At 60.8% G+C, this 3,240-nt stretch carries 3 protein-coding genes and 1 pseudogene; 2 read left to right on the top strand and 2 right to left on the bottom strand.

What is annotated here, in order from left to right:
• Both VN623_RS09890 and VN623_RS09885 read right to left on the bottom strand, forming a co-directional pair.
• A partial coding sequence (locus tag VN623_RS09890) for a stimulus-sensing domain-containing protein (RefSeq protein WP_325570594.1) occupies positions 1-983 on the bottom strand: 983 nt, incomplete at its 3' end.
• 213 nt (positions 984-1,196) lie between these two features.
• The gene (locus VN623_RS09885) at positions 1,197-1,895 is read right to left on the bottom strand and encodes a response regulator transcription factor (protein ID WP_325570592.1); all 699 of its coding nucleotides are present in this window, start codon (positions 1,893-1,895) and stop codon (positions 1,197-1,199) included.
• A 164-nt stretch (positions 1,896-2,059) separates the two neighbouring features.
• On the opposite strand from VN623_RS09885, the gene VN623_RS09880 reads away from it, so the two are divergent.
• On the top strand, positions 2,060-2,782 hold the full coding sequence (locus VN623_RS09880; RefSeq protein WP_325570590.1) for a HugZ family protein: 723 nt from the start codon (positions 2,060-2,062) through the stop codon (positions 2,780-2,782).
• A gap of 179 nt (positions 2,783-2,961) precedes the next feature.
• Positions 2,962-3,240 (top strand): annotated as a pseudogene (locus tag VN623_RS09875) (esterase); the annotation flags it as partial.

The raw sequence follows: 3,240 nt of genomic DNA, 5'->3' as shown, positions 1-3,240 counted from the left end.
CGGGTATAGAGCGCGTTCGTCATATCGCGCAGCGCACCGGACAAGTCCCCGATTTCGTCGCGCCGTCGTGTAAAATCCGGAATCTCCACGCGCGTACGAATACGCCGGCGGACGCGTTCGGCGCCGTCGGCGAGCCGTCGGACAGGCCCGGCGATCGTGCCGGCGAGGAGCATGGAGAGCACGACCATGACGCCCGCCGCCACGAAGAACACCTTGACGATGGCGAGGCGCTCCGCTTCGACCATATCGTCGATGTCGGCGCCTTGCGTCGACAGCATGAGTGCGCCGCGCACAGCGCGGAAGCGTTGCACCGGTACCGCAACCGAAACGATCACTTCGCCGCGGTCGTTGACCCGCACCATGCTCGCGTGAGCGCCATTGAGTGCCTGCGAGACTTCCTGGTAGCCCTTGCCGTTCTCCGGACCCAGCTCGTTGTAGAGCGGAAGGTCGCCGCGGCCGAACCAGCGTCGCAGGGCAATGAATGCCCGCTCCATCAGGCCAGGCTTGTCCGCGCTCGGGGGTGGAAGGTCGAAGCGCAGCACGTCGCCGCGGCCGTAGAGATTGCGGCTGTCAAGAATAAGCACGCCATCGCGATCGTAGATGCGCGCGCGCGTCTTCGTCGGCGAAACGAGACGGCGCAGAAGCGGTGCAACGCGCTCCGGATTGATCGGAAACTCGATACCGGAGAGCGAGTCATCCGCCGGGCCATAGCTTTCGCCGGCCTGCAGTTCCAGCAGACGTTCAGGATCGATCGTAATGGAATCGGTTTCGACGGTGGCGGATGCCGCAATCGCGCCGGCAATGATTTCGCTCTGCGTCAGCAGACTTTGTACGCGCGCGTCGATCAATCCCGCGCGGAATTGCGAGAGGTAGAGCACGCCGGTGACCAGTGCGACCAGTCCGGCAAGATTGAGGAAAACGATGCGCCTGGTGAGACTGGAAAAACTTTGCGAGACGAAGAAATGCCAAATCGAGCGTGTCACGCGCCGTACAGCACCGTCTTGCCTGGGCGGTGGACGAGCGCTTTCCGCGCCGGGCCGTTCGGCTTCGGCGTTCTGCGCGACAAGTTCCGCGGTTCGATCGAGCACGTCGTTCAATCCAGCCGGGTTGACCGTGGGTCTCAATAGACCCGGGATTTTACCGCAAGCCGGGACGCTCCGTCAGGCCGCCCAGTCGGCCGCGACACAAAGAATACGTTATTCCTTAAAGCGATATCCGACGCCATAGAGCGTCTCGATCATCTCGAAATCGTCGTCAACGACCTTGAATTTCTTGCGCAGACGCTTGATGTGGCTGTCGATCGTCCGGTCGTCGACATAAACCTGGTCGTCATAGGCGGCATCCATCAGGGCGTTGCGGCTCTTAACCACCCCAGGGCGGGTTGCGAGGGCCTGAAGGATGAGAAACTCGGTGACCGTGAGCGTGACCGGCTCACCCTTCCACGTGCAAGTGTGGCGCTCGGGGTCCATGCGGAGCAGGCCGCGCTCCAGCACCTTGGCGGAATCAATTTCCTTCGGCGGTGTGCCGTCTTTCGGGCTGGAGCGGCGCAGCACAGCCTTCACGCGTTCGACCAGGAGCCGCTGCGAGAACGGTTTGCGGATGAAGTCGTCGGCGCCCATCTTGAGGCCGAACAGTTCATCGATCTCTTCATCCTTGGAGGTGAGGAAGATCACGGGAATGTCGGTCTTTTGGCGCAGCCGTCTCAATGTCTCCATGCCATCCATACGCGGCATTTTGATATCGAGGATCGCCAGATCCGGCGGCGAAGTCTTGAAACCGTCCAGCGCCGAAGCACCGTCGGTATACGTCATGATGCGGTAACCCTCTGCTTCAAGGGCCATCGAGACCGATGTCAGGATATTGCGGTCATCGTCGACGAGAGCGATTGTCGGCATGGAGCCCCTCTTCCGTGACGTCCCGCGAGTTTTGAACCCCATAAACGGGGTCTGAAATGTGGCCTCTTTGCAACAACTATGTGATTCGGTAGCGATTTCAACCCCGCGGGCCGAAATCGCAGCGGCTTCAGGACCGTACCGTTAAAACGTGAGCAGCCAAAGCAATGAAACCGAACGATACCTTTGATCCCGGACTGGCGGCGAAGAAACTGCTGCGCGAAGGCCGATCGGGGGCCCTTGCGACCCTGGTTGCCGGCTCAGGCGATCCTTATTGCTCGCTGGTGAACGTTGCGACGGCGGTCGACGGTGCCCCACTGCTCTTGCTGTCGAAACTCGCATTGCACACCAAAAACCTTCTGGCTGACGCGCGCGTGTCGCTGATGCTCGATGAGCGCAAGGAGGGCGATCCACTTGAAGGCGCGCGCGTCATGCTGATGGGAACATGCGCGAAAGATTCTGATCGATTGTCAGGGCCGGCTTATCTACGACGCCACCCGGAGGCCGAAATGTTCGCGAACTTTGCGGACTTCGGGTTCTATCGGATGGACATCGCTCGCGCGCATCTCGTCGCCGGTTTCGGTCGTATTGTGGACCTCAAGCCGCAGGATGTGCGGACTGATATTTCCGATGCGGGGGCGCTCGTCGAGTCGGAGGTTGACGCGATCGCGCACATGAATGCTGATCATGCCGACGCTTGCCGGCTTTATGCCACCAGACTGCTTGGCGCGTCGGATGGCGATTGGCGCTGCGTCGGAATTGATCCTGAAGGCCTCGAATTACAGAAAGGACGAACGGCGCTGCGGTTGCCTTTCCCGCAGCGGGTTACCGGACCTGGCCCTTTGCGCGCGTTGCTCAAGCAACTGGCCGATCAAGCGCGCGCAAACTGAGTGCGGGCGGCGGCCCACTTTTTCACGGCCGCACGTGCCGACCGATGTTTGCCTTGTCGTCAAGCTGGCCCGGATGAGTCAGACTGAGTTCAGCAACAAGGTCCGGGAGCGAGACGATGCGTAAAATCCTGCTTTCGATTTTTCTGAGCGCCGCCGCAATTCCTGCAACGAGTCCGACAATGGCCGGAGAACCGATCGTATTACGCGACATGGGTTCTTTCCATGTTGGCGGGCGTGTTGTGGAGATATCCGGCAAGCCCGTGAAAGAGCTCGTCTTCGGTGCCGGCGGGGTTCCGGCCAAGATCGATCCGAACGGACTTTATCAGGTCGAGCAGATGTATGTGCAGTATTTCCTGCCGCAGAACCGCAAGGGCAAGTATCCACTGCTGATGTGGCACGGCGGCGGTCTCACCGGCGTCACCTACGAGACCACGCCCGACGGCCGTGAGGGTTGGATG

It is taken from the genome of Hyphomicrobium sp. (assembly GCF_035572195.1).
Lineage (GTDB): Bacteria > Pseudomonadota > Alphaproteobacteria > Rhizobiales > Hyphomicrobiaceae > Hyphomicrobium_B.
Note: the sequence above shows the minus strand (reverse complement) of the source record. Positions and strands in the feature narration are given on the sequence as shown.

What these genes read in the sequence shown, in the direction of transcription:
- VN623_RS09885 (WP_325570592.1), bottom strand. Translation starts at nt 1,895, where the DNA reads ATGCCGACAATCGCTCTCGTCGACGATGACCGCAATATCCTGACATCG.
- VN623_RS09880 (WP_325570590.1), top strand. Translation starts at nt 2,060, where the DNA reads ATGAAACCGAACGATACCTTTGATCCCGGACTGGCGGCGAAGAAACTG.